This is a genomic window from Kitasatospora sp. NPDC058046 (assembly GCF_042885595.1).
Lineage (GTDB): Bacteria > Actinomycetota > Actinomycetes > Streptomycetales > Streptomycetaceae > Kitasatospora.
On sequence record NZ_JBHVRS010000027.1, the window covers coordinates 39,668 to 58,943 of the forward strand.

Below are 19,276 nucleotides of genomic sequence, written 5' to 3' on the forward strand. Positions count from 1 at the left end.
GCGGCACCGTGGGGCGGTCGCGGGGCGCTTGCGGGTCGGCGGGGTCACGGTCACAGCGGCAGCAACCAGTGCAGGCCCGTGCCGCCGACGACGCGCTGCTCCTGGCCGGTCAGCTCCAGCCGGTAGGTGCCCGGACCTCCGGCGGCGGTCCAGCGCTCGTGGACGTCCTCGGCGAGCTGCCACAGGGCGCGCGGGCCCCACTCGGTGGCGGTGGCGCCGTCCGGGGCGATGTGGGCGCGCGACCCGTCCGTGCCGACGAGCACCACGTCCTCGCCCGCGGCCGGGCCCCAGCGGCGGCGCACCCCGGGCAGCAGATGGCCGACCGCGACCCAGAAGCCCCGTTCGGTGTGCGGGGGCGGCGGCAGGACGGCCGTGCGCACGGCGCCACCGGCCGGGCGCTGCTCGGGCACCGGCAGCCAACCGGCACCTCGGGCCGGGACGTGCCCCCACAGATCAGCGGTCAGCGTGCCCGAGAAGGCGCCGCCCTCGTCGCGTTCGACGAGGGCGGTGGCATGCCAGCCCGGCGCGCCGGGGTTGACGGTCGTGCGCAGCACACCGTCCGGTGCCAGGCGGCGCAGCCAGCTCGGCGGGACGGCGGGCACGGCGAAACCGGCGGCGATCTTGTCCCAGGTGCCGTCGGGTATGCCGCGCACGGCGTCGCGGGCCAGCAGCCGCACGTCGGCGCCGATCTCGCGGAGCCTGGGCGTGGCCTCGCGCACCAGGTCTAGGTCGCACTCCACGCCGGTGACCTGGCGCCCGGTCAGCAGGTGGGCAGCTGCTCCCAGGTAACCCGTGCAGGCGCCCAGTTCGAGGAACCGGTCCCCGTCGCGAACCCGCAGATCCTGCAGGGTGCGGGCGAGCAGGCCGGCACCGGAGCTCTGGGCACAGGGCCGGCCGCTGTAGACGGCACCGACCGTGTGCCCGGCGGCCGGCTGGTCGGCGAGCTGGACGACAACCTGGTCCATGGAGTAGACGAGCGCCTGGTACGCGGCCCGGTCGACGTCCGCGTCCAGCAGCCGCCAGTGCGTCGTCGGCCGGTTCCCGTCCAGCGGCAGGTAGGCACGCGGGATGAGGCGGTGACGCGGCACGGCGGCCAGCGCCGCGACGACTTCCGGGTCGTGGACGCCCGGCTCCGCGGCCAACGCGAGTGCGTAACCGCTCGGCACCGCGTCCGCGATGGCGGCGACCGTCCCCGCGGGCGCGGGCGGCCCCCCGCCGGTGCGCGGGTCGGCCGCCGCGCTTCTCGACGTCGTGCTCACATGAGTCTCCTCTCAACGGGTGTGGCGGCGTGGCGGTGGTCAGGGGCGCACGATGTGGGCCGGGACACCGGTGCGCACCGCGTCCAGCACGGCGCGTGTCAGGGCGCGGTCGTGACCTGCCGTCCCGTCCTCGAGCCGCGCCTCGGAGACGGTGACGACCTCGCTGTGCTCGCGCGGGTCGAGCCGGATCGCGGTGAACTGCGCGGCCGTGAGCGCCGGCGCGCCGGCGGCCCGGGCTTCGGCGAGCAGGTCGAACGGTGACTGGTCGGTCATCGGGCGCTCCAGGCCAGCGGGGTCGGACCGGCGTGGTCCCGGTAGCCGAGCGAGCGGTACAGGGCCTCGGCGGCCGGGGACGCGGTGAGGCTGATGTATCCGCAGCCGTGGGCGGTGAGCCAGTCGTGGACGGCCGTGACGACCCGCCGGGCGTGGCCCTGGCGGCGGTGGGCGGGGTCGGTTGCGACGGAGGCGATGTGCCCGACGTTCGGTCCCTGACCGGGACTGGGCATGGGATCGGTGTACTGGCCCACTGCGCAGGACAGCAGGCAGGTGCCGTCGTCGACGACGAACGCGGCGAACCGCCCGTCACCGGTGAGCCGGTCGGCGAACCAACGCTCGCAATCGGCCGACCACTGCGGTTCGGGCACAGTCCCGGCGGAGGCGAGCATGACCAGGCGCAGCCGGGTCAGCTCGGCCGCGTCCGACGGTACCGCTCGCCGCAGGCCCGGCCCGACCAGCGGGGCCGGCAGGTGGGGCTGGCGCGGCGCGGGCGGTCGGACGCCCATGCTGCCCTGGGTCTGCGCGGCGTGGGCGAGCAGCAAGTCGCGCGTGGAGGAGCGCAGCCGCAGCCGGTGCAGCATGTCCGGGGTGAACCAGCGCAGCAGGACGCCCTCGGTCAGCCCGACCGCGTCTGGGTCGCCGGCCCAGCGGGCGGTGTAGATCTGTTCTTCGCGCTGCGTATGTCTCATGAGACATTCCGTGTGATGCACGTTGAGTCCTTGATCAGGGCGTTAACGGGTTCGGCGGGGGCCGCGGAGGCGGATGGGCGTGACGGTGGTTGAGACGCCCTTGTCGAGCTGCTGCCGAAGGGCTTCGTTGTCGTGAAAGAGGGCGGCGATCGCGGTGTGAGCGGCCTTGAGCTTGTTCTCCAGGAGCGTGTATTCCTGAGTCTTCTTGGCCAGTCGCTTCTTAAGATCGGCGATGGTCGCGTCGCGTTTGGCCTCGCCCGGGGTGGTCTTTCCGTTGTCGGTGATGTGGGCGTCCCACTCGGCGAGGATGGCGTGCGCGCGGTTCATGGTCGCGCGGCTGACCTGGGCTTCTTTGTAAAGGTTCTCCTTGGTGAGGCGGCCGTCTGTCCGTTGCGGGCGGCCTTCGAAGAGGCGGGTCATTGCTGCTCGCAGAGATGCGGCGGTCTTGGGGCTGACCTGGTCTTCGGGGGTGGCAGCGGCGTGAGTCACTGGGCTTTCCTCGCCATCGAGATCACGTTGCGGGTGATGTCCAGTTCGCGTTCGGCGAGGTCCCGACGGCAGGCGGGAATGGAGGGGTTGTTGATGATCTCTAGCTGTTTGCGCTGGTGGGAGTCGTAGATCGGCAGGTGCTCGGGGCCGATCATGCTGTTGGCGCATCGGTCTGGCCGGCAGCGCTCGTCGAGGGGCCCCGTGTGTCCTTCGGGGATGATCGCGTTCTCCAGGCAGACCGCTCCGACTGGGTTGCTGTGGTCGGCGGTGCAGTTGTTGAGCAGGCCGAAGCGGATGTGGATTCGGGTAGTTCGCAGCAGGGTGTCGGTGGTACGGGCGTCGCCGTTGCGGGCCTTGACGGTGGCATCAATCTGATCGAAGGCGTCTTTGATGCGTTCGGCGCCGGGGCCGAAGCCGATTTCCTCGCCTGCGGTGTGACGTTCGTAGAGGTCTTTGATCTTGCGGAACTTGACGTTGTCGAGGGCGTCTTTGAGGTATTTGGCCCATTCCTTGTCGGAGGCGGCGTAGCCGCGGGTGGTGGCGTTGGCCAGCGCGCGGGTGGCGATGTGCTTGAGCTGGATGCCCGTGGCGATTTCGGAGCCGGGGAACTGGTCGGTGAGCATCGCCATCGTTCGACGGAACATGTGCGGTCGGATGTAGGTGGCGGGAATCTCGTCGAGCCCGGTCCAGGCACGGTTGGCGTTCACGAACGTCACGAACGCCTTCAGCATTCTGACGCCGTCGACGGTGCCGTCCTCCTTGTTGGCGCGGACAGGAGCGAAGACACGTTCGGGGTGCAACGAGACGGCCTCAGCGACCGTGAGAGCTTCGACGAGAGGTTCAGCAATCCACCAGTGCTTTCCAGGGCGGTCGGTGGTGCCTTTGATCTTCGTGGAGGAGATGGCGGGGGTGCTGTAGTGCTCGACGACGGGGTCCCGCAGGATCTCGTGAATCTCCGAGTCGCGCATCATTGACAAGCCCACGACCAACGTGAATGCCGCATCACGAAGCGCCGTCTTCAAGTCGAACAGCGCGCGTGTGTCGATGCCAGGGTGCCACGACTCCGTGATGCCACCCGTTCGGGTGACCTGTGCCAGTTCTCCGCTCAGCGCGTGGGTTGTGATCCGGCCCTCGGCGACCGCGTCCAGGATCAGGGTCCGCCGGCGTTCCCGCGCCGGACTGCAACCGCTGAGCAGCGCAGAGCTGCAGTCACTCTCGTAGCCGAGGAGGAGCGTCAGCAGAGCCCACTGCACTTCGGGGGCCTGCCCGTCCAAGGAACCGGCATGGACGGGGATCTTGTTCGAGGGGTCGGCGAGCCACTCATCGAGCTGCTCGTCGATGTCAACGGTCGACGTTCGGGCCGCTGCTCTGAGGTCACGGAGCCGACCGTCGGCGCGCAGGACATCGGGGGCGAAGTCGTGAATGTAGGCCCAGGCCGCGCGGATCAGCGGAAACCAGGTCTCCGGGGGAACGGTGGGGGTGGCGAGGGTCCCCTTGGACGTGAGCTCGACGACCTGGCGGGCACTCTGGCCCGGCCATGGATCGCCCTCCGGCCAGGGCAGGCTCAGGCCAGGCGTGGCGGCCGCCAAGTTCTTCAGGGTGCTCACATGATTCTTGATCGACTCGGGAGAAGCGCCTTCGGTCGACATATCCGCGATGCGTTGCCGCAAGTCCTCGACCGACCATCCATCCGGATGCGGCGGGAGCCCGTTCTTATGGGCCCAACGGGCCGTGACCCGCAAACGCGAGGCGATGTGGCTCAGCGTGCGGGGACTGCTTGATCCGTCGAGGACGACGCCGCGCTTGAGGACCACAGGGTGACGCTGGTTGAAGAGGAGCATCATCAGCTCTCGCGCCAGCAGATTCCAGTACGGGTCCGCGAGCTCCAGGGTGAAGTTGACCTTCCAGTCAGCGGCGTTGACGTTGGCGGGCCGCTTTACCACCCCGTTGAAGTCCCAAAAATTGGTGTCGCCGAACCGAGGGAGGTAGGCCCCTGGTTCTCGAGCCGCAGGCAGGAGCGATCGGCCTTGGACGATGGGCTCGTCGTCCGGGAACAGTGATGGGCGCCGCTGCTGAGGCAAGGGAAGGTTCATCCGTCGAACTCCGTGTGGGCGGCCAGCGGCAGGTCCAGAAATGCCTCGCCGGCCTCGATGTGCTTTCGGGCCAGAGAGAGCTCCTCGGGGGTTCGGTCATCCAGGACGGCTTTCAGGTTCACCCAGCTTTGCCCCCAAAGCCGACCGAAGTCCAGGGGGGTCAGAAGCGTGCGAAGTCGATCCAAGTGCGCTTTAAATAACAGGAGTTGAGGCAAGTTGGTGGGCAGGATCCAGGCGTTGCGGCATTCCAGGCAGCGCAGCGGTGCGACGGCGCAGAGTTCACCGGGGCGGCTATAGGGGCCCTGATACGGGTTCTTGCAGTGGGAGACGCCCATGTCGAGCTGGCCGGTCATGATTCCCTCGGCTTCGTCCGGGGTCAGGCCGGTCACTTCTAGCTGGTCCTGGTCGATGTCCTCGGTGCCGGTAACGACGGTGGGACCGTCGACGCGGTCGAGTGCTTGGTCGAACCAGTGCTGCTGAGCCGTGCTGATCGTCCGGCCGGACATGATCCGCAGTGTGGTGCCCTGGGCGTAGTGGCCGGCGAAGGTTTCTTCGGTGTGGTCGTCCGCTGCGGCATCGATGCGGCCCTCGGTGACGATAGCTTTCTCGACCTTGGTCGATTTGCGCAGGCGCCCGATGTGCCGGTCGCCCTTGATCTTGACGTCCATGGCGTCGAGCCAGTGGCGGAACTGTGCTCTGCCCTGGCTAGGGTCCCACCGGCTGAACACGATGGTGTGGTCGGGGCGGACGGCGGCACTGACGAAGAGCGTGTCGGTGATGTGCGGGGCCTTGGCGCGGGCCCGGGCCGTGAGGTCCATGAGCTGTCGGACCACCTCGCTGGCCTCGCGTCGGGGCCAGTTCACGGTGAGTGTCTCGCTGCTGCCCTCGTCATCTGGAACCGGAGTTTCGGGCGGGCTCTGGTCGCGAAAGGCCCGGTGCCGCAGCCGCTCGGCGCGGTTCTTGAGCAGGGTCAGCCGGACCCCCTTCGGCAGGAACTCCACGCCGGCCTCGCCGAAGCTGGTGACCTCTTCGGAGGCGTGGCCGGTGGCGTCCATCAGCAGGACACGGAACGCATGCAGGTCAAGGGCAGTGGGATATAACCGCGCAACCAGCCTCCGTGCCAGTTGCATGCGTGCGGTCGAAGGTCTGGGCGCCCGCCCCGGCCCGGCGGTGAGTTCCACCAGATTCAACGGCCACTCGCGTGACAGAGGCACCCGCCGACGGATGTCCTCGACGGTGATCTCTTCATGGGCCAGGCCCCAAAGGAGGTCGGCGATGTTGGTCCAGCTGCCCTGATCGGGATGACGTCCCTGTGCCGCGAGGGCCCAGCTCTCCTCAATGCGTTTGCGGGTGGCATGAGCGCTCGTCCAGGCAGCCCGGACCAGGGCCAGCTTTTCCTTGCGGGTGAACTCGTCTCGCTCCTTGCTCTCCCCGCTGCCCAGGAGCGCGGGGCCGCGGGCGAGCCGGGCCAGATCCGCAGCGACCGTCCGCTCGTCATGGTCGTCGCGCCGGATCACCAGCACACGTAGCGAGGAGGCCAGCAGATAGGGCCTGGTCGAGCCCTCGTCGTACTCCTCAGGAAGGGACAATTCCCACCTCACCAGCGTGTCGAAGAGACCCGGATCGGCCAGACTTGCTCCTGCGGCCTCCGCACCGAGCGCCTTGTCCACGTACTGGCAAAGCTGATCGATCGCGCGCTTGTAGTTCGCCGCCTGGCTCCCGATCTCGGTGGCTGCGACGTACTCGACCCACTCGTCCGCAAGCTGCACAGCCAGCAGCGAGCAGCGGTAGTCCGCGGGGTCCAGCGCCACGAGGCGCCCGGGGAGCTGCACCACCCTGGGACCGGTTCCTCCTCGTGGGGCCGGGTTCGCCAGCGCTGCAAGAAGCCGAGCACGTTCCTCGTTCGTCCGGCTCTTCACCTTCCTGCGTGGCCTGGTCATCGGCGGCCCCCGTTCGCTCCGGACAGGACGTGCGAGGCGATCTCGGTGTAGGTCGCCTCACCGTCGCCCACCCAGCCGTTGAACGCGGCCTCGAATTCGTTGATCAGGTCATCCGTGTACTGGAGGTACTCGTAGGTCGTTTCCGGGTTCGCGTGACCGAGTCTGCGGCTGACGACCAGCAGCGGGTTGTGCCGGATGTGCCCGGTCAAGTACGAACGGTGTCGGCGACGGCGGGCCTTGAGGTCCGGCTCCTCGCCGTCCATCAGGTTCTCCAGATAGGTCAAAAGCCGCAGAGCATAGGTATGCCGCAGGTCGTGCCACCTCCAGCGCCGAGTCGGCAGGAGTGGCGTGGTGCTGTCGGCGAGGGCTGTCATGCGTGCCCAGGCCCGGTGGCGGTAGCTCTTCCAGGCGTCCGCCCCCGGCATCAAGCCTCCACGGCAGACGAACAAGGTCAGAGCCTCCAGACCGAACTCGCCCTCACAGACGGTGATCCGCCGCAGCCTGGCGTCCATGGCCGACATCTCGTATTCGCGCACGACACCGTCCTGAACGCCCTTCACCCGACCACCTGCGACGTCGACCTCGTCGACGATGAACAGGTCACGGGCCTTGCGTTCCAGGCTCCGGGCCGCCTTGCGGACGATGTCGGGACGCTCGAGCACGCAAAACAGATCAGCGGAAGCCACGGCGTCCTCGGGGACGTAGACCGGGCGAGCTTTGCCGTATTTCGCGCAAGCCTGGAGCTGGAACTCCGCGCCTCCGCCTGGCAATCCGGGCCACAGACCGATCTCGGGCAATAACACAGTCGCCCACTCCCGCCACCGCATCCCCGACCCCAGGGCAATGTCCGAGCCAGCCCGGCCGCGCAGTGGTGACCATCCTCGGAAGGTCCCATCCACCTGGGCGTTGGGTAATTGCCCGCCCAGCCCAACATCCCGGAGGTACCGGTACTGCTCGAACGTCAGGTGTCGGATGTCCATGCCCGCCCGGACCCGTGGCGCCAACGCGTTGCGTCCCCGTGCGGCCACCCGCGCCGGGCGGTTCGCCAAGATCTTCCGGTCGACGAGGAAGCCGTAGAAGTCGTCCAAGACGAACGACTCCCGCTTCCAGACCGACCCGCCAACCGGCTTCTTCTGCCTCTGAGTCCGATGGCCACGATACGAAACGAGATCAGTCTCCGTCGCCGAGAGCACATCGCTGTCCAGGTCAGCGAGATGGTCGTCCAGCCGGCCAATCACCCGCCCGTAGTCCTTCAGCGTGGTCTCATCCAGCAAGGACGTCGAGAGATACCTGCCGAACTCGCACAGAGGCGGGATCGGCATCTGTGTCTCCTCATCGAGGTACACCGGCGTCCCGTCGAGGACGCCCCTCCGCTCCAACAACGCGGCGACCTCCGCTGCGGTGATCACATCCGTGTCCAGGTACCTCTCCAGCAGGCCGGACTGGACAAAGGCAAGGTCCACACTTTCTCCTCCCCAGGGACCTGATGGAACTCTCGTCAGCTCACCTGTCTCGTACCGCCACGACGAATCAAGACTGAACCACAGGTCTCATGAGACAGATCTGAACAGCGGAAAGAAGATCTGGACGGGCACGCACAGGCCTCCGGTGCCGGTGGCGAACTCCACTGTGAACGGCTCCAGCGCGCCCGGTTGGAGGCCGGGGGCCTCCTCGGCGAGCTCGCGGCGCAGCGTGTCCTCCAGGGTGCGGTCGTGCGGTTCGCGGCCGCCGCCGAGCAGGCTGAACTCGCCCGGCGCCCAGATCCCCGGGTAGTCGTCCCGCAGGTGGAGGAGGTAGCGGCCCCGGCCGTCGTGGATCACCGCGGAGGCGTTCACCGGTTCGACCCGGCCGTCGAGCCCGGCGGCGAGCAGTTTGGCGCGCAGCGACGGCGAGCCGACCTGGTCGAAGGGCCGCCACTCGGCTCCCGAGACCTCCTCGGCCTGTGGATCGACGACGGCTGGCCGGCCGGGCGTGAGGTAGAAGGCGAACCGGATGTCGTAGTGCCGGTGCGCCGGTTCCCCCTTGGCGGGGTCGGCGTCGATCTCGTGGACGTCGATGTCCAGCGGGGTGCCGAGGAGCTGCGGGGTCAGGCACAGGCCGCCGGGCGCGAGGCCGGCCTCCTCGCACACCTCGCGCAGCGCCGCTTCCCGCAGGCTCGGGTCACCGGCCTCGAAGTGCCCGCTGGGGCAGAGCCGCAGCCCGCCGGTTGCCCGGTGGTGGATGTGCAGAACCCGCCGCTCGCGGTCGATCACGACGGCGCTGCAGGTGATGTGTGCGGGCAGGGTCGCCCGGCTGGTCGGCTCCGGGGCACGGTCCAGCAGGGCGAGCAGAGGCTGCAGTGCAGCGCGCTCGTCGGGGTGGCGCTCCAAGTACCGCAGGACGGTAGCGCGGATCGCGGGGGCTGACGGTGGCAAGCGGTGCTCCTCACGTGGAACGGGTCCGGGTGTCCGCGGATACCACCGGATTCGCTGAAGGCAGCCTGGTGGTGTTGCGCGTGCCCGGATTGGGCCTCGGGGGCGGAACCCCGTACCAACGGGGTGCGGTGTGTACCGACACAGCGCTCAGGTATCCGGTCGTACTGCGGCCATGGCGGATCGCAGTGCCGTGTGGCCCTCACGGGAGAAGTCGAGGTGGCCGGATGCCGCTGCGGAGACGGCGATGGCTGCGGCGTCCCCGATCCCGCACCACCGCATGAGGCACTGCTCCTCCTCGGTCGGCCGCCGGCCGTACCCGGTGTAGAAGGCGGCGGCGAGGTCGGACCGGGTACGCAGGGTGCGCTGGGTGATCCGGAGGAAGTCCCGGCCGGCGGCCTCGTAGCGGCTGGTCTCGAAGTCGATCACAGCGATCCGCACTCGGCCGCGCTCGTCGGTGTCGGCGAGGAGGTTGCGGGCGGTGAGGTCCAGGTGGGAGGGCAGGGCCTTCTGCTCAGGCAGGGTCTCCAACTGGTCGATGGCGGCCAGGGCGAAGTCGAGTTCGGCGGTGGTGAGGGGATGGGTCGGACCGGTGAGCCGGGCGCGAAGGTAGGCGGCGCGCCGGCGGCCGAAGTCCGTGATCGTCTGCGGCGGGCCGGCTTCGTGGAGGCGGCGCAGTAGGTGGCCGGTCTGCCGGTAGGCGTCCTGTTCCTGGGCTGTGGTGAGGGTGGCGAGGTCGAGGCGGCTGCCGGGCAGTGCGGTCATGAGCAGCACGCGGGCGTCCTCGTCGGCGTCGACCAGCTGGGGTGCCGCCGTGCCGAGGGCGGGTGTCCAGGTGCGCAGTGCGTGCAGCTCGCGGGTGAAGCAGTCCGGGCTGCTGTTCGCCTTGAGGACCAGGTGCTGGCCTGAGGGACGGCGCAGGAGACGGACGGTTGCGGTGGTGCCGGGCCAGCTGAGGTCGGCGACGACCTCGGCCGGCCCGGTGAGGCGCGCTATCGCCTCGCAGACGCTGGTGGTCACAGCGCGCCGATGATCTTCAACGCCTGGTCGGCGACCTGGCGAGGGGTGAGGTGGGTGGTGTCGATGACCTCGGCGTCGGCGGCGAGCCAGCCGTCGTACGCGCTGGTGTAGATCGGCAGCTTGCCGCGGCGGAAGGCGCGGACCTTCTCAGAGCGGGTCTCGTTGTCGGGGTACTCGACGCTGGCGTTGATGCGGTCGAGGACGGTGTCCGGGTCGGCGTGGAGCAGGAGGTGCTGGAGCGGGATGCCGGCGGCCCGGATGGCGCCGTGGATTTCGGCGGCGTAGTCCTGGCGCAGCAGGGTCATCGGGATGATCACCGGGTGGCCGTCGTTCTCCTGGTGGCAGTGGACGGCGACCTGGGCGACGAGGGGGCGCCAGGCCGGGTTGTCCTGGAAGTCCTTGTACTTGCCGGGGAAGACGTCACGCAGGAGGAAGCCGACGTCCTCGGCGTCGAAGAGGACGGCGCCGGGCAGTTCCTGCTGCAGGGTGGTGGCGAGGGTGGTCTTGCCGCCGCCGAAGGGGCCGTTGAGCCAGATGATCACTGGGGTCTCGCTTTCGTCGCTGGGTGGTGGTGTTGGGCCAACTGCGGTAGCCGGCCGGGGGTTACGCCGTGCGGGTGCTGGTGTCAGGGTTGCACTCGGTGGGCAGGACGGGTACGCGCCGCTGGTGGAGGGCGAGGCGGAACTGGTCGGCGTGGACGAGCCAGAGCCGGTCGAGTTCGGGTACCAGGTCGGTGGGGACGTCGAGGTCGACGGTCAGCGGCCCTGGCGCGAGGTCGGTGGTGGTGTGGGCGTAGCTGCCGGAGCGGCTGCTGCGCGGGCGCAGGTGGACGGCGAGTAGGCCGTGTTCGGGGCCGTCGACGGTGAGGGTGAAGGGCTGGCCGGGGTGGATGGCGGCGGGGGCGTGGACGGTCAGAGGGGTCTGGCTGGCGGGGTGGCTGTGGGCGGGCCCGCAGCGTGGGCAGGTGACGGTGATGCGGTCGCATGGGCCGAGCACGCTGGTGAGGTGCTCCGCGGTCAACGGGGTCGCGCAGTGCGGGCACGGCGGAGCCGGTGTCGTGCGGAGGGTTCGGTGGGTGGCGCGCAGTGCGGTGAGCTGGCGGCCGAACGCTCCGCCGCGGGTTCGGGTGAGCAGGGCGAGCGCGTGCTCGGCCCACTGGCCGGCGAGGCGTTCCAGCCCTTCGTGGTCGAGGCGCCCGGTGGGGGCGGCGCGTCGTAGGAGGGTCTGGGCGGCGGCGCGTGCTTCGCCCATGGACCGTAGGGACTGGTCGAGGCCCGGGTCGGGACGGTGGGCGAGGGAGTCGCCGAGGGCCGCTTCGAACAGGGCGGCCTCGGTTGCGCGCCGCGTCCAGTCGGCGAGTTCCCGGTCCCGTTCGGGGGTGGGGGTGGCGGGTGGGCGGGGGTGGCTGGTGCGGGGCGCGGGGGGTGCGGGGCGGTCGCTGTGCACCGGGTGGGGGTGGTGGTCGGGGTCGCCGAGGAGGATCGCGGCCCCTGCGGTGAGGCCGCGTTCGGCGGCGCGGCGGTTGGCGTCCATGGTGACGGTGCCGAGGTCGGCCCCGGTGTGGAGGAGGTCGGCGGCTGCGTGCGGGTCGGCGCTGGTGGTGTCGGCGTCGCCGCGCACCAGGCCGAAGACGGCGGCCGGGTGTCCGTCGACGGCGTCCAGGGCGAGGTTGACGGTGGTGGGGTATTGCTCGTCGGGGCCGAGGGTGATGGCGTTGCAGATGTAGAGGCCGAGGACGTCGGTGTGCAGGTCGTGGGGGTGGTGGACGGTGAGGCCGCTGGAGGGGGCGGTCTTGCACCGGGTGGGGGTGCAGCCGCCGGGGACGGGGTGGCCGGTGCGGGTGGTGCGTTCGGCATCGCCGCTCAGGCCGCACAGGACGGCGGTGCCGAGGTGGGCGTGGGCGGCGGAGCCGTGCGCGTCGATCAGCAGGGTGCGCCAGGGGGAGCTGATCGCGTCGGCGGTGGTGAGCCTGGGTGCGCCGGGCCGGTGGAGGTGGCGGGAGCGGCCGGTGGTGCCGTCGATCAGCGCGGATGCCCCGTCCGGGGTCGAGGGGGCGGCGGCGAGGATCTTGGCGAGGAGGAACACGGCGGCGGGCGTGTCGCGGCCGGTGAGCAGTCCGAGGCGGGTGCCGGTGCGGGTCCAGGTGTCGAGGGCGGGCAGCAGATGCGCGAGGGTCAGGTGGTCGGGGGCGGCGGGGAGCAGGACGCTGCCGCCGGCCGGGCCGGGGTCGGCGAGGGCCTGGGTGAGCGTCGGGTAGTGGTGGTGGGGGCGGCCGAGCGCGGTGGCGGCGAGCCGGCCCAGGCGCGGGTCGTCGCCGGTGGACACGACGCGGGCGCACGCACCGGCTGGGCGCGGGAGCGGCCCGGAGGCGGGCCCGTAGCGGGCGAGGACGGCGGCGATCCGTTCGTCGCGTTCGCGGTTGCCGGTGGCCAGGAGGGGGACGGTCGCGTCGGTGAGTAGGTCATGGGTGTGGTCGAGGCCGGTGGCCCAGGCGTAGCCGTCCGGTAGGCGCGGAAGGGTCACCGTGCCTCCAGCCGGGTGGTCAGGGCGCGCAGGCGGTAGCGGACCGGTTGTCCGGCGTGCGGGAGGGATTGGGCGAGTTCCTCGGCGGCGGCCATCCCGGCGGCGTGCTGATCGGTGTCGGCCTGGTGTTGGTAGGGCCAGGCCCGGGCGGCGAGCGCGGACAGCACCTCGGCCAGGGGGCGTTGGTCGGTGTACTCGGCGAGGAGGGTGTCGGTGGTGGCCAGGCCGTGATCGGCGGCGAGGTGGGTGGTGACGAGGTGGTCGGTGCCCTTGCCGGTGATCAGCGGGGCGGGCCGGCCCTGGAAGGCCGCGCTGCGGTAGGCGGCGTCCAGGTCGGCGGCCGGGTCGTCCCCGTGGGCGTGCAGGAGCAGGCGTACCAACTGGCCGTCGGGGCGCAGCACCCGCAGGGCCTGGTCGGTGGCGGCGAGCGGGTCGCCGGTGAACAGCAGCGCCTCGTGTTCGACGACGGTGTCGGCGCTGGCGTCCGGCAGGGGGATGGCGAGGGCGTCGCCGAGGAAGAGCCGCACGCCGGGCAGGTTCCGGGCAGTCAGGAGGGCGGCCATGTCCGGGGACGCTTCGAGTGCTGTGTAGGTCGAGGCCCCGGAGGCGAGGTGGGCGGTGATGCGGCCGGTGCCGGCGCCGAGTTCGAGGACGTCGCGCCCGGCGAGATGGTCGGCGGAGAAGGCGCGCAGGGCGTCGGCGAGAGCGGGCGCGACCGCCCGGTGGTCGTCGTAGGTCGCGGCGAGGCGCGCGCCGTACAGCACGTCGGGTCCGGGTGCGGTGAGGGTGGCGTCGAGGAGGGGGACGAGGTGGCGTTCGAGGTCGGGCCAGGGCCAGGCGGTCTCGGCGCCGAGCAGCAGGGCTGAAGCGCGGCGCAGGTTGTTGAGCAGGTGGAGCAGGGCGGTCACCGAGCGGCAGAGCCCGGTGGGGGTGGTCGGGTCGGCGGTCAGGGAGATGGTGAGCAGCGTGGTGGCGGCGTGGCCGAGGTAGCGGGCGTGGGTGGCGTCGGGCCAGGGGCGCGGCTGGCGGCGGGCGAGCATCGAGGCGAGGCGGGTCAGGGCATGGCGTGCGGTGTCCAGGTGCAATGCCGCGGACAGCCGGTCGCCGCCGCGGTGGGCGCCTGCGGTGCGGGTGAGGGCGGCGGCGGTCTCGGTCAGCAGGGCGGTGGCGTGCCGGGCCGCCTCGGCGCGGGTGGCGGCCGTCCACGGCGGCAGGTATTCGGCGCCGGGCGGCGCGGGCTGCGGCATCCAGGCGCCGGGGTGCCCGGCCGCGTGGGCCGCCTCGGTGCCGGACGGGACGAGCCGCCACTGGGTGACGCGGCCGTCGGGCCCACCGGAGGCCAGGGTGTGCTCGTTGGTGGGCTGCGCCCAGGCGGCGTCGCAGGTGGTGAGACGGGTGGCGACGGCGTCGGCGGGCAGCCCGGTGGCGAGGTAGCGGATGCTCAGGTTCTGGTGGTCGTCGTGCTCGGCGTGGCCGGGCGGCGGCGCGACGGCCTTGACCGGTTCCGGCGGCGTTGGGCGGCCCGGGTCGCTGGGCAGGGTGATGCCGAGGCCGGCGAGGTGCTGTTCGAAGGCGTCGGCGCCGCCGGGCTCGCGGAAGTGGTGGGCGTGCAGACCGAGCGCGCGGGCGGCGTCGCTGTTGATGTCGGAGTCGTCGGTGAAGGCGACCTGGTCGGCGCTCAGTCCCATGGTGGCGAGGGCGTGTTCGTAGGCGCGCGGGCTCGGCTTGGTCAGTCCGGAGATGGCCGAGTTGAGGATGTGATCGAAGAGGGTGTCGAGGCGGTGGTGGGCGAGGTCGGCGTCGAGGATCGTGGTGTTGTTGGTGAGCAGGGCGGTGGTCAGGCCGGCGGCGCGGGCGCGGCGCAGAAGGGAGACCATCGCCGGGTTGGGCTCGCCGCGGTCGGCGCTCCACAGGGCGAACGCCCGGTCGGCGCTGTCGGTGCCGAGGCCGGCGGCCATGCGCTCGCGCACTCCTGCGGTCCACTGCCCCCAGGTGAGCGCCCCGGCGTGGGCGGCGTCGCTGTGGCGGCTGGAGGTGTAGGCGCTGAGGGTGCGCGGCGGCAGGCCGAGTTCGGCCTCGGCGGCGTTCGCGCCCTGGCGGCGCCAGAGGCGCACGACGCCGTCGAGGTCGACGAGGATGCCGCGGATGCGGGCCTGGGCGGCGGGGCGGTTCATCGGCTCCTCCGTTCGATGGTGCGCAGCAGGTGCTCCGCGGTGGGGTCGGCGGTGAACGCGCCGATGGTTAGGTCGGTGTCGTAGTGCTCGTTGAGGCGGGCGAGCAGGGCGAGGGCGCCCAGCGAGTCGCCGCCTGCGATGTAGAAGTCGCCGCCGGCCGAGGCCGGGGTGCCGGTGGCGGTGTGCCACCACGTCGCCAGCGGCTCGGGCAGCACGGTTCCGGGCGGCCCGGGCGGAGGGTTGGGATCGGTGGGTTCGGCGGCGAGGGCGCGGCGGTCGATCTTGCCGCCGGCGGTGCGTGGGAGCGCGGGGCGGCAGGTGATGCGGGCGGGGACTGCGGCCGGCGGCAGGTGGTCGGCGAGGTGGCGGCGCAGCGCGGCCGGGGTGAGGCCGGTGGTCGTCTCGGCGTGGAGGGTGATCTGCTGCCGGTCGGGGTCCAGGACGGCGGCCGCGGTGCGGACCTCGGGGTGGTCGACGGAGCGGGCCTCGATCTCGCCGGGTTCCAGACGTACGCCGTGGAGGTTGAGCTGGCGGTCGGTGCGGCCGAGGAAGGTGTACTGGCCGTCCGGCAGGCGGCGGACGCGGTCGCCGGTGCGGTAGGCGCGCACCGGCCGGCCGGTGGCGGGGTCGGTGACGGTGGGGAACGCGGCTGCTGTTGCCTCGGGCCGGTGCAGGTAGCCGTCGGCGAGTCCGGTTCCGGCGAGGTGGAGTTCGCCGGCTTCGCCGTCCGGGACCGGCTGGTCGTCGTGGTCGAGGACGAGTGGGACGACGCCGGGCAGGGGCCAGCCGATCGGCACCGGGTCGTTGTGCGGGCCGATGTCGGGTGCGAGGAACGCCTCGATGCCGGCCTCGGTGGGCCCGTAGGCGTTGGCGATCCGCCGGCCGGGAGTGAACCAGGCGGTGAGCGGGCGCAGGTGGAGGGCTTCGCCGCCCAGGACGAGCAGCCGCAGATCGGGCAGCCCGGCATCGGGGGCGGGGGTGGCGGCGAGTTGGCTGGGGGTGCAGGTCAGTGCGGTGATCCGCTGCTCGGCGAGCCATCGTGTCAGGGCGGGCCCGGGGGTGCGGGCGGGCGTGGGTGCGGTCACCAGGGTGGCGCCGGTGGCCAGGGCGCACAGCACCTCCCACAGCACGGCGTCGAACGCCGGGGAGGTGAACTGGGCGATCCGGTCGGTGACGGTGAGGCCGGCGGCGGCCGGCATCTCCCGGGTGCGTTCGGCGAGGGCGCGGTGGGACAGGACGACGGGCTTGGGTGTACCGGTGGAGCCGGAGGTGTGGAACAGGCACGCGGTCGCGTCGTCGGGGACCTCCGGCAGGTTGCCTGCGGCGCGGGCGCCGGCCGCGATGGTGGGCAGTGCGGGCGCCCAGTGGGGGGTGGTGCCGTCGGCGGTGACCGCTGCGCGCGCCCGGCACCCGGCCGCGATGCGGGCGAGGCGGGCGGGCGGGTGCCCCGCGTCGAGCGGCACCGCCACCGCACCGGACCGCCACGCTCCCAGCAGCGCGGTCACCCAGGCGGGCCCGGGCGCCGCGGCGAGCAGCAGCGGCCCGTCCGTGAACCCGGCGCGCAGCAGCGCGGCGGCAAAGGCGTGGGTCTCGGCGTCCAGGCGTTCCCACGCCCATGGGCGTTCGCCGTCGTCGACGGCCGGGGCGTCGGGCCGGGTGCGGGCGGCGGCGGTGATCAGGCGGGTGAGGGCGCTCATCGCGGCGCTCCCACACGGTCGAGTTCGCGGCGGGCGGTGCGCAGCAGGTCGAGGGTGTGGACGAGGTCGTGGTGCGGGACGGACAGGTTGACGCGGATGCGCGGCTCGCCGGGGTAGAGGGTGTTCCAGGAGGAGCGGTCGCCACCGAACAGCAGCGTGGGGTTGAGCTTGAGGTCGAAGCGCCGTCCGACGGTGTTGATCCAGGTCACCAGGTCGTCCGGGGTGGGCAGGTCGACGTTCAGGCGCGGCAGGAGCGAGTATCCGGCGATGGGCCGCATGTCGTCGCTGACGTGCAGCAGGTCCGCGCCGTGCTGGGCGAGGAGGCGGAAGGCGTCGGTGAAGTGGGCGGCCATGCGGTCCAGGTGGTCGGTGATCGCCCGGCAGGTGGCCTCGGTCGGGCAGGTGGGCACCTGGTGGCGCGCGTACTGGGCGCGGATCCAGGCGTGGCGCCGGGCGAAGTCGCGCGGGTCGGGGGCGTGGGCGGCCTCGGCCATCAGCAGGACGGTGAGGTAGAGCAGAACGAGCTGTCCGGCCATGGGGTTGGCGCTGGCGGTGCGGTCGAAGACGTCGTCGCGGGCGGTGGCGACGAGGGCGGTGTCGCCGCTGATGAGCAGTCCGGAGCGCAGTCCGGGCACGGACAGATCCTTGGAGGGGGTCATCAGGACGGCGGTGTCCGTCAGGCGGCCGGCCAGCGCGGTGCGGGCGTGGTCGGCGACCAGGTGCCGGTGGGTGTCGTGCCCGCTGGCCTGGAAGACCAGGTCGAGGACGCGGAAGTCGGCCTGGACGGCCGGCGGGCGGAAGGAGGTGCCGGTGACGCCGTTGGGGAGGATCTCGACGACGGCGGTGTGGCGGGAGCCGCCGCCGGACCAGTGGACGGCGCCGTCGCCGCGGTAGCGGCCGGCGATGGCGAGGGGGTGGCGGCGCGGCGTCTGCTCGAACGCGAAGTAGCACGGCGCGGGCAGGATCATGCTGGCGTCGCACGCCGTCAGGTAACGGGAGACCAGGCCGATCCCCTCACTCGCGCCCGCGCAGAACATCACCTGGTCCTCGGCGACCGGGACGCCGAGGTACTCGCCGGCCAGGGTGGCCGCGAGGGCGCGGTCGTGCTCGTCGTGCCTGGTGCCGTACTCGTGCATCCGCCTGTCGCGCAGGCACGCGGCGAGGACCTGCTGCAGGTGCCGGGCGGTCGCCGGGGCGGCGGGGTAGAGGTTGTAGCCGTAGCCGATCTGCGCGGACGATCGGGCCACCCCGTCGCGCAGATCGCGGTACACCGCGACGCACGGGGCGTCGGCCGCCAGGTCGGGTGCGGGCAGCGCCATCAGTACATCCCCCCTTCCCCGCCGCCGAGCAGCGCGGTGATCTCGCCCAGGGCGGCGGTGGCCGCCTCGTCGGGGTGGGCGGCGAACGGATGCGGGTCGCCGGTGCGCAGGACGGCGACGTCGGCGGCGATGTCGGCCGGCTCGCGGGCGCCGGTGAGGGCCTGGTCGATGAGCTGGGCGAGGAAGGGCATGTCCGAGGGCGTGAGGCCGCACCAGACGGCCTCGGCCAGGCCCAGGCGCAGCGCCGGGTCGCCGAGCGGCAGGTCGTCGAGCCAGTTGACGCGGATTCCGGCCGCGTACAGGCGCTCGGCGGCGGCCCGGGCGCTCAGGCGCGGGGTGGTGGTGACCCACAGCTGGTGGGTGCGGGTGTGGCCGAAGTCCGCGCCGGCGACGTCCCAGCCGGCCGAGGCGAGGTGCTTGCCGAGCGAGCGGGCGCAGGCGACGACGGTGTGCGCGTAGTCGCCGGCGCGGTCGGCGAAGCCCGCGAGGGACAGGCCCAGCGCCGCGACGGAGCCGAAGTGGTGGCTGGAGATCAGCTGCGGCTGCACCTGCTGCCACGATGCCGCGATGCCGCTCCTGTTGGTGGCCAGGATGCCCTTCTGCGGGCCCGGGAACGACTTGTGGGTGGACGCGGACAGGCTGTCCGCCCCGCAGTCGAGCGGGTTCGGGACGGCGCCGCCGAGGACCAGGCCGAGCAGGTGGGAGATGTCGGCGTGTACCAGAGTCCCGGGCGACGCCTTCTTCACCGTGTCGGTGATCGACGCGATGTCGTAGGGCACGAGGGTGTGGCACTGGTCGATGTAGAGCAGCGCCGGGCGCGTCTGGGCGCACAGCTCGGCGAGCTGCCCGAGGTCGAGGCGGTGCGGGTCGGGGCCGGTGAGGGTCAGGACGTGGTGGCCGAGGCGGCGGGCGATTCCGGCGGTGGCGTAGTGCCCGCCCTGGTTCGGGGACAGGACCGCGACGGGCGCTCCGGCCGGGTAGCAGGCCAGCGTCATCTCCATGGCCTGCAGGCCGGACAGCGGCCTTACGTTGACGTGGGCGGCGCCGAGCATCCGCTGCAGCAGGGGGACGGCGAGGCCGGTCTCCAGCCACTGCGCGTCGCGGGCCCCCGGGAAGCGCCACTCAGCGGCGTCGGGGTCGGGGTGCTGGTCGAACATGTACCGGCCGGCGAGGTCCGCGATGAGCGGCAGTCGGGCGACGGACCACATCGCGTTTTCGGCGGGCACCAGGTTGATCACCTGCCGGGCCGCGCGCTCGTGCCCGGCGAGGACGGTCAGGGCGGTGGTGAGCAGCTGCGCGCCGCTCGGGCCGGCGGGGCCGGTGTCGAGGGTGCGGGCGGGTTCGCGGGTGAGGGTCATGCCGTGCTCCTGGCGTGGATGGCGGACG

Annotated in this window: 15 protein-coding genes; all 15 read right to left on the minus strand. The window is 72.0% G+C overall.

Features of this window, described 5'->3' with window-relative positions:
* Nucleotides 1-50: 50 nt before the first annotated feature.
* The 15 genes from ACFVU7_RS37835 to ACFVU7_RS37905 all read right to left on the minus strand — a co-directional run bounded on the left by ACFVU7_RS37835 (nt 51) and on the right by ACFVU7_RS37905 (nt 19,248).
* Nucleotides 51-1,259 carry a protein-L-isoaspartate O-methyltransferase gene (locus ACFVU7_RS37835; protein ID WP_388050263.1) on the minus strand — a complete coding sequence of 403 codons (1,209 nt, stop codon included), beginning with the start codon at nt 1,257-1,259 and terminating at the stop codon, nt 51-53.
* A 39-nt stretch (nt 1,260-1,298) separates the two neighbouring features.
* Entirely contained in the window at nt 1,299-1,532 is a 234-nt protein-coding gene (locus ACFVU7_RS37840) for a hypothetical protein (protein WP_388050265.1), read from the minus strand.
* Nucleotides 1,529-2,224, minus strand: a complete 696-nt coding sequence (locus ACFVU7_RS37845) for a GNAT family N-acetyltransferase (protein ID WP_388050268.1) — start codon at nt 2,222-2,224, stop codon at nt 1,529-1,531. The genes ACFVU7_RS37840 and ACFVU7_RS37845 overlap by 4 nt, the downstream gene beginning before the upstream one ends.
* Nucleotides 2,225-2,266: 42 nt before the next feature.
* Nucleotides 2,267-2,713, minus strand: a complete 447-nt coding sequence (locus ACFVU7_RS37850; RefSeq protein WP_388050271.1) for a hypothetical protein — start codon at nt 2,711-2,713, stop codon at nt 2,267-2,269.
* Nucleotides 2,710-4,806 (minus strand): integrase, encoded by a 2,097-nt coding sequence (locus ACFVU7_RS37855; protein ID WP_388050274.1) that lies wholly within the window; start codon nt 4,804-4,806, stop codon nt 2,710-2,712. Before ACFVU7_RS37855 ends, ACFVU7_RS37850 begins: the two co-directional genes overlap by 4 nt.
* A complete protein-coding gene (locus ACFVU7_RS37860) occupies nt 4,803-6,641 on the minus strand; it encodes a hypothetical protein (RefSeq protein ID WP_388050277.1) in 1,839 nt (612 codons plus the stop codon). The genes ACFVU7_RS37855 and ACFVU7_RS37860 overlap by 4 nt, the downstream gene beginning before the upstream one ends.
* 101 nt (nt 6,642-6,742) lie before the next feature.
* Nucleotides 6,743-8,209, minus strand: a complete 1,467-nt coding sequence (locus ACFVU7_RS37865; RefSeq protein WP_388050279.1) for a hypothetical protein — start codon at nt 8,207-8,209, stop codon at nt 6,743-6,745.
* Between the two features lie 87 nt (nt 8,210-8,296).
* Entirely contained in the window at nt 8,297-9,160 is an 864-nt protein-coding gene (locus tag ACFVU7_RS37870) for an NUDIX domain-containing protein (RefSeq protein ID WP_388050281.1), read from the minus strand.
* A 147-nt stretch (nt 9,161-9,307) separates the two neighbouring features.
* On the minus strand, nt 9,308-10,177 hold the full coding sequence (locus ACFVU7_RS37875; RefSeq protein ID WP_388050284.1) for a phosphotransferase family protein: 870 nt from the start codon (nt 10,175-10,177) through the stop codon (nt 9,308-9,310).
* Complete coding sequence (locus ACFVU7_RS37880) at nt 10,174-10,719, minus strand: AAA family ATPase (RefSeq protein ID WP_388050286.1); 546 nt, start codon at nt 10,717-10,719, stop codon at nt 10,174-10,176. Before ACFVU7_RS37880 ends, ACFVU7_RS37875 begins: the two co-directional genes overlap by 4 nt.
* Nucleotides 10,720-10,780: 61 nt before the next feature.
* Nucleotides 10,781-12,700 carry a hypothetical protein gene (locus tag ACFVU7_RS37885; protein WP_388050288.1) on the minus strand — a complete coding sequence of 640 codons (1,920 nt, stop codon included), beginning with the start codon at nt 12,698-12,700 and terminating at the stop codon, nt 10,781-10,783.
* The gene (locus ACFVU7_RS37890) at nt 12,697-14,874 is read right to left on the minus strand and encodes an HAD-IA family hydrolase (RefSeq protein ID WP_388050291.1); all 2,178 of its coding nucleotides are present in this window, start codon (nt 14,872-14,874) and stop codon (nt 12,697-12,699) included. Before ACFVU7_RS37890 ends, ACFVU7_RS37885 begins: the two co-directional genes overlap by 4 nt.
* Nucleotides 14,871-16,571: an amino acid adenylation domain-containing protein gene (locus ACFVU7_RS37895; RefSeq protein WP_388050294.1), complete on the minus strand. Its 1,701-nt coding sequence runs from the start codon at nt 16,569-16,571 to the stop codon at nt 14,871-14,873. The genes ACFVU7_RS37890 and ACFVU7_RS37895 overlap by 4 nt, the downstream gene beginning before the upstream one ends.
* Entirely contained in the window at nt 16,568-17,890 is a 1,323-nt protein-coding gene (locus ACFVU7_RS37900; protein WP_388050297.1) for a hypothetical protein, read from the minus strand. Before ACFVU7_RS37900 ends, ACFVU7_RS37895 begins: the two co-directional genes overlap by 4 nt.
* Nucleotides 17,890-19,248, minus strand: a complete 1,359-nt coding sequence (locus ACFVU7_RS37905) for a hypothetical protein (protein ID WP_388050300.1) — start codon at nt 19,246-19,248, stop codon at nt 17,890-17,892. The genes ACFVU7_RS37900 and ACFVU7_RS37905 overlap by 1 nt, the downstream gene beginning before the upstream one ends.
* Between the last annotated feature and the right edge of the window lie 28 nt (nt 19,249-19,276).

Coding starts and splice junctions, on each gene's coding strand:
- ACFVU7_RS37840 (WP_388050265.1), bottom strand. CDS start 1,532: ATGACCGACCAGTCACCGTTCGACCTGCTCGCCGAAGCCCGGGCCGCC.
- ACFVU7_RS37845 (WP_388050268.1), bottom strand. CDS start 2,224: ATGAGACATACGCAGCGCGAAGAACAGATCTACACCGCCCGCTGGGCC.
- ACFVU7_RS37855 (WP_388050274.1), bottom strand. CDS start 4,806: ATGAACCTTCCCTTGCCTCAGCAGCGGCGCCCATCACTGTTCCCGGAC.
- ACFVU7_RS37890 (WP_388050291.1), bottom strand. CDS start 14,874: ATGAACCGCCCCGCCGCCCAGGCCCGCATCCGCGGCATCCTCGTCGAC.
- ACFVU7_RS37895 (WP_388050294.1), bottom strand. CDS start 16,571: ATGAGCGCCCTCACCCGCCTGATCACCGCCGCCGCCCGCACCCGGCCC.
- ACFVU7_RS37900 (WP_388050297.1), bottom strand. CDS start 17,890: ATGGCGCTGCCCGCACCCGACCTGGCGGCCGACGCCCCGTGCGTCGCG.
- ACFVU7_RS37905 (WP_388050300.1), bottom strand. CDS start 19,248: ATGACCCTCACCCGCGAACCCGCCCGCACCCTCGACACCGGCCCCGCC.